Source organism: Serratia sp. ID 25-353, assembly GCF_054792795.1.
This window is the reverse complement of record NZ_CM139236.1, coordinates 5,092,967-5,099,457: the sequence shown is the minus strand read 5'-3', so window position 1 is coordinate 5,099,457 and position 6,491 is coordinate 5,092,967. Positions and strand designations below refer to the sequence as shown.

Sequence of the window (6,491 nt, the reverse complement as noted above, 5' to 3'; positions counted from 1 at the left end):
GGCGGACTCCACTCGAACAAGATCAATAAAGAAAAGAAACGGGCAACTTTTTTATAACTCATGATTTTTGACACATACCCGGCATCGGCGGTTTGCCTGTGGGGGATGCGAACCGCCTTTCACGGTTTGTGTCCCTCACGATCCCGGTATGGGGGATCGCGATCGGAATGACGGATCATAGCGCAATCCGAGCAAGAGATCCTCCCCTTCCTCACAGATTAGATCCATTTTATCCACAGGCCGCGGCCAGCGGCGATCTTTTCACCGCCGGCGCCGAATGACCGCGCAGATCCCGGCCGCTGCGCCGCGTTTTTTACATTGTCAACCGGTTATACCCTGTTATCCACGCCGGATCCTGCGATCGCGCGCAAAGGATCTCACGGGGATCCTTGCGATTTCACCCCGAGTCCGTATAATCTTCGCCCTACGTGTGATACCTGGTTCCTTATGGTGCGTCATTAGCCAGACAGGATTCTGCGGTGACCACGGGCCAAGACCGGATTTTGTTCCGTTATTGGCAGACAACCAGGTAGGCTGGCGCGATGCGAATTGACTCAGGACTGTACAATTATTACAATCCCGCTTCTTTATGTATTGCGATTGAGGCGTCGGTCATCTTCACGCCGAGTAGCCAAACGCGTTTACTGATCAGTAATTATTTTAAGTTTAGGTAGAAATCGCTATGAAACGCACTTTCCAACCGTCCGTATTGAAGCGCAACCGTAGCCACGGTTTCCGTGCTCGTATGGCCACCAAAAATGGTCGTCAAGTTCTGGCCCGCCGTCGTGCGAAAGGCCGTGCTCGTCTGACTGTTTCTAAGTAATAAAGCTAACCCGCTGAGTGGTTAAGCTCGCTTTTCCCAGGGAGTTACGTTTGTTAACTCCCACTCATTTCACTTTCGTCTTCCAGCAGCCACAACGGGCTGGCACGCCGCAAATCACCATCCTCGGCCGCCTGAACCAGCTGGGGCATCCCCGCATCGGTCTTACCGTCGCCAAAAAACACGTCAAACGCGCGCACGAGCGTAATCGGATCAAACGCCTAACCCGCGAAAGTTTCCGCCTGCGCCAGCACGAATTACCGGCGATGGATTTTGTCGTGGTGGCCAAAAAGGGGATAGCGGATTTGGATAACCGCGCGCTGACGGAAGCTTTGGATAAATTATGGCGTCGCCACTGTCGCCAGGCTCCCGCATCCTGATCGGGCTGGTGCGGGCCTATCAGCTCGTCATCAGTCCGCTGCTAGGGCCTCGTTGTCGCTTCCAGCCGACATGCTCTCATTACGCAATTGAGGCATTAAGCAGGTTTGGCATGATAAAAGGCAGTTGGTTAGCATTGAAACGCGTATTAAAATGCCACCCTTTGAACCCAGGTGGCGATGATCCGGTGCCGCCAAAAACCGACGATAACAGAGAACTCTAACGATGGATTCGCAACGCAATCTTCTCCTCATCGCTCTGCTGTTCGTGTCTTTCATGATCTGGCAGGCATGGCAAACGGACAACGCTCCGCAGCCGGCCGCACAGACCACGCAACAGACTTCGAACGCAGTAGCCGGTGATGCCGCCAGCCAGGCCGTGCCAGCCAGTGGTCAGGGTAAGCTGATTACCGTGAACACCGACGTGCTGTCACTGACCATCAACACCCGTGGTGGCGATATCGAGCAGGCTAAACTGTTGGCCTACCCGGATACTCTGGGTTCATCGACTCCGTTCCAACTGCTGGAAACCACTCCGTCGTTCGTCTATCAGGCGCAAAGCGGCCTGACCGGTAAAAACGGCCCGGACAACCCGGCCAACGGCGAGCGCCCGCTGTATCAGGCGGCGCAGGACAGCTACACCCTGCCGGAAGGCCAGGACGAGCTGCGCATCCCGCTGAGCTACACCGATAAAGACGGCGCGATCTACACCAAAACCTTCGTGCTCAAACGCAATCACTATGCGGTCGGCGTGGATTACAGCATCGACAACAAAGGCGCGACGCCGCTGGAGCTGACCCTGTTCGGCCAGCTGAAGCAGACCACCGAATTGCCTAAGCACCGCGATACCGGCAGCAGCAACTTCGCGCTGCACACCTTCCGCGGCGCGGCGTACTCGTCCAGCGAGGACAAGTACCAGAAATACGCGTTCGACAAAGACGAAAACCTGAGCGTCACCACCAAAGACGGTTGGGTCGCCATGCTGCAACAGTACTTCGCCACCGCGTGGGTACCGGCGACCAAGGGTGACAACACCTTCTACACCGCCAAACCGGGTGACAACCTGTCCACCATCGGCTTTAAATCTACGCCGGTCGTGGTGCAGCCGGGCGCTCAGCAGCAGCTGAACGCGACCCTGTGGGTCGGCCCGGAGCTGCAGGATCAGATGGCCCAGCTGGCGCCGCATCTGGACCTGACCGTGGATTACGGCTGGCTGTGGTTCATCTCCCAGCCGCTGTTCAAACTGCTGAAGTTCATCCACGGCTTTATCGGTAACTGGGGCTTCTCCATCATCATCATCACCTTCATCGTGCGCGGCATCATGTACCCGCTGACCAAAGCGCAGTACACCTCGATGGCGAAAATGCGCATGCTGCAGCCGAAGCTGCAGGCGATGCGCGAGCGTATCGGTGACGACAAACAGCGCATGAGCCAAGAGATGATGGCGCTGTACAAGTCGGAGAAAGTGAACCCGCTCGGCGGCTGCCTGCCGCTGATCATTCAGATGCCGATCTTCCTGGCGCTGTACTACATGCTGATGGGCTCGGTTGAGCTGCGCCACGCGCCGTTCGCCCTGTGGATCCATGACCTGTCGGCGCAAGACCCGTACTACATCCTGCCAATCCTGATGGGCGTGACGATGTTCTTCATTCAGAAGATGTCGCCGACCACCGTGACTGACCCGATGCAGCAGAAAATCATGACCTTCATGCCGGTGATCTTCACAGTGTTCTTCCTGTGGTTCCCGTCCGGTCTGGTGCTGTACTACATCGTCAGTAACCTGGTGACCATCCTGCAGCAGCAGCTGATTTACCGTGGTCTGGAAAAACGCGGTCTGCACAGCCGCGACAAGAAAAAAAGCTAAGCGTATTGTAGGGGTTCGGCGCGCCGACCCTTGCAGTCACCCCAAAGGCGGTCATTAGACCGCCTTTTTGCATCTTAATCGTCAGAGAGAACCGTTATGAGCACCACCGATACCATCGTAGCCCAAGCCACCCCGCCGGGACGCGGCGGCGTCGGCATTCTGCGCATTTCCGGAAGCAAGGCCAAAGACGTCGCCCAGGCGTTGCTCGGCAAGCTGCCGAAGCCGCGCTACGCTGACTATCTGCCGTTCCGCGACGCCACGGGTGCCACCCTCGATCAGGGCATCGCGCTGTGGTTCCCGGGGCCGAACTCCTTCACCGGCGAAGACGTGCTGGAGCTGCAGGGCCACGGCGGGCCGGTGATCCTCGATCTGCTGCTCAAGCGCGTGCTGGCGCTGCCTGACGTGCGCATCGCACGGCCCGGCGAGTTCTCCGAGCGCGCATTTCTCAACGACAAGCTCGATCTGGCGCAGGCCGAAGCGATCGCCGATCTGATCGACGCCAGCTCCGAGCAGGCGGCGCGTTCAGCGATGAACTCGCTGCAGGGGGCGTTTTCCACCCGTATCCACCAGCTCGTGGAAGCGCTCACTCACCTGCGAATCTACGTGGAAGCGGCGATCGACTTCCCGGACGAGGAAATCGACTTCCTGTCCGACGGTAAAATCGAGGCGCAGCTCAACGACGTGATGGCGGATCTGGATAACGTGCGTGGTGAAGCGCGCCAGGGCAGCCTGCTGCGCGAAGGAATGAAGGTAGTGATCGCCGGGCGCCCCAACGCCGGTAAATCGAGCCTGCTCAATGCGTTGGCCGGGCGCGAGGCGGCGATTGTCACCGATATCGCCGGCACCACCCGCGACGTCTTGCGCGAACATATCCATATCGACGGCATGCCGCTGCACATCATCGACACCGCCGGCCTGCGCGACGCCAGCGACGAAGTTGAGCGTATCGGCATCGAACGTGCGTGGAACGAGATCGAACAGGCCGACAGAGTGCTGTTTATGGTTGACGGCACCACCACCGCCGCCACCGAGCCGGCGGAGATCTGGCCGGAGTTTATGGCGCGCCTGCCAGGCACGCTGCCGATCACCGTGGTGCGCAACAAGGCCGACATCACCGGTGAAACGCTGGGTCTGACGGAAGTGAACAACCACTCACTCATTCGCCTGTCGGCCCGCACCGGCGAGGGTGTCGATGTGCTGCGCGATCATCTCAAACAGAGCATGGGCTTCACCAGCAACATGGAAGGCGGCTTCCTGGCGCGCCGTCGCCACCTGCAGGCGCTGGAACTGGCGGCACAGCACCTGGTGCAGGGCAAAGAACAGTTAGTGAGCGCTTACGCGGGCGAGCTGTTGGCCGAGGAATTGCGCCAGGCGCAGCTGGCCTTGAGCGAAATCACCGGCGAATTCACCTCCGACGACCTGCTGGGCCGCATCTTCTCCAGCTTCTGTATCGGTAAATAACACCGCCATAACGCTTTCACGGCCGGGACAAAACCCTTGTTCCGGCCGTTTTTCTTTCCCGCGCTCGCTCTGCGCGCCGGCTCACAGAGCCGCCGCAGCGCCCCGCGCTATACTGGAAAGTCAGGAATCTCACTCAGGAACGAGTCAACATGGCATTAACCCTCAAGGTCCTGCTGGAAAACCGGCGCGCCGCCGGTGCCGACCCACGATTGCAGGCCAAGGCCGGGCTAAGCCTGCTGATTGAGGATGAGACGACGTCCATACTGTTCGATACCAGCCCCGACGACAGCTTTCTGCGCAATGCGGCGCTGATGGGCGTCGATCTCTCCCGTATCACCGCAACGGTGCTCTCCCACGGCCACTATGATCACTGCGGCGGCGTCGCTTGGCTGCCGGACAACAGCCGCATCATCTGCCACCCGCAGGTCGGCGATGAGCGCTATGCGGCACTTAAGGTGCTGGGCTACAGCCAGAAGATCAAAAAGCTCTCTTTGGATATCGACTACGCGCGCCACCGCATGCACTACAGCCGTGAACCGCTGGCGATCGGCGATCGCTTTATGTGGTCAGGCGAGATCGCGGTGCCCGCCCCGCGCGCCTACGGGGTGATCGCCGGGGAAAATGCGGCGGTGGACTACGTGATCGACGAAGGGGTGCTGATTTACAAATCGGATCGCGGTCTGGTGATCGTGACCGGCTGCGGGCACCGCGGGATCATCAATATCGTGCGCCATTGCCAGAAAATCACCGGGATCGGTCGGATCCACGCCCTGATCGGCGGTTTTCATCTGCGCTGCGCTTCCCCGCGCACGCTCTGGCACGTCCGCCGTTTTTTGCGGCAGCATCAACCGGAAAAGATCATGGGCTGCCACTGTACCGGCGCCTGGGGCCGGCTATGGTTACCGGAAGCGATCGCGCCGGCCACTGGCGATAGCTGGATCCTGGAATAACGCCTGCGCCGCTCATGATTGAAATCGGCAACAAATCGGATAAAACGCATAGTGTTTTTTGATGATAAATCCTCAACTTAGTCTTAATCTAACACCCCTGCGTTCTTAGCGACCCTCTGTCATGGAGTGAACAATGGCGTGTCATTTTGCCCGATGGACCCCGGCCTCCGCTGTCCTGGATACCCAGAGACTCTCCGACGAAGTGATAGCCGCCACCCGCACCTTTTCCGTTAAACGCCGCACGCGCTTTCTGCAAGGGCGTATTCTGCTCGCCGAAATGATGTTCTACCTGTACGGCCTGCCGACGCTGCCCCCCATCGCCACCACGCCGACCGGCCGCCCCTGTTTCGCCGATCATCAGCTGCCCGATTTCAGCCTCGCTTACGCCAGCAACACCGTGGGCGTGCTGCTCAGCGACGAGGGCAAAGTCGGACTGGATATCGAAGTGATGCGGGCGCGCGGCACCCGGCAAACCGCGCTGCAACACGCGCATCAGACGCCGGCAGAAAGTGCCTGGATCGCCGCGCAGGACGATCGGCTAGAGGCAGAGACACAGCTGTGGAGCATCCGGCAAAGCGTGCTGAAAATTTCCGGCCTCGGCAACAGCGGCCAGGCTACGCTGCGTCTGCATCCCTTCTCCGGCCACCTGCGCTCCAGCGCCACGCCGGACGTTCAGGTGATGAGCGACGCCGACGAATACCTGAGCTGGGCCTGCGCCGGCAGCCCCGGCCTGGACCGCCTGCTGTGCTGGCGCTACGAAGAGCGCGGCGGACTGCGCAAAGACGGGGAAATCTCGCCGCGCAGCCCGGCGGCGTCCTCGCGCTTCGTCAAACTGACGGGCCTGAAGACGCCCGGTTAACGCAGCGCAAAGCGGATAACGCTGTCTTTATCGCACGAGTTGCTGGATTAAATTGTAAAGACAGCTAAATGTTGAGCAATCGCCTATTCTCGCCCCGCGCTTTAGCCTACTATTCGCCCATGTTGTACGCTGAATCTGCTCATTCGAAAGGGAGAATCAC

At 59.4% G+C, this 6,491-nt stretch carries 7 protein-coding genes; all 7 read left to right on the top strand.

The genetic code is table 11. The features are described 5' to 3' along the window. The first annotated feature begins 682 nt into the window (after positions 1 to 682). The 7 genes from rpmH (at position 683) to ACYF6X_RS24355 (ending at position 6,331) form a co-directional block, all read left to right on the top strand. The gene (gene rpmH, locus ACYF6X_RS24385) at positions 683 to 823 is read left to right on the top strand and encodes a 50S ribosomal protein L34 (RefSeq protein ID WP_000831330.1); all 141 of its coding nucleotides are present in this window, start codon (positions 683 to 685) and stop codon (positions 821 to 823) included. 17 nt (positions 824 to 840) lie between these two features. After that, entirely contained in the window at positions 841 to 1,200 is a 360-nt protein-coding gene (gene rnpA, locus ACYF6X_RS24380) for a ribonuclease P protein component (protein WP_004933883.1), read from the top strand. Beyond that, complete coding sequence (yidD, locus tag ACYF6X_RS24375) at positions 1,164 to 1,421, top strand: membrane protein insertion efficiency factor YidD (RefSeq protein ID WP_074181168.1); 258 nt, start codon at positions 1,164 to 1,166, stop codon at positions 1,419 to 1,421. Before rnpA ends, yidD begins: the two co-directional genes overlap by 37 nt. Before the next feature lie 2 nt (positions 1,422 to 1,423). After that, positions 1,424 to 3,061 carry a membrane protein insertase YidC gene (gene yidC / locus ACYF6X_RS24370; protein ID WP_063989172.1) on the top strand — a complete coding sequence of 546 codons (1,638 nt, stop codon included), beginning with the start codon at positions 1,424 to 1,426 and terminating at the stop codon, positions 3,059 to 3,061. Between the two features lie 96 nt (positions 3,062 to 3,157). After that, a complete protein-coding gene (mnmE, locus tag ACYF6X_RS24365) occupies positions 3,158 to 4,522 on the top strand; it encodes a tRNA uridine-5-carboxymethylaminomethyl(34) synthesis GTPase MnmE (protein ID WP_004933873.1) in 1,365 nt (454 codons plus the stop codon). A gap of 149 nt (positions 4,523 to 4,671) precedes the next feature. Beyond that, positions 4,672 to 5,472, top strand: a complete 801-nt coding sequence (locus ACYF6X_RS24360) for an MBL fold metallo-hydrolase (RefSeq protein ID WP_130018605.1) — start codon at positions 4,672 to 4,674, stop codon at positions 5,470 to 5,472. 133 nt (positions 5,473 to 5,605) lie between these two features. Next, positions 5,606 to 6,331: a 4'-phosphopantetheinyl transferase family protein gene (locus ACYF6X_RS24355; RefSeq protein ID WP_130018604.1), complete on the top strand. Its 726-nt coding sequence runs from the start codon at positions 5,606 to 5,608 to the stop codon at positions 6,329 to 6,331. Positions 6,332 to 6,491 lie beyond the last annotated feature (160 nt).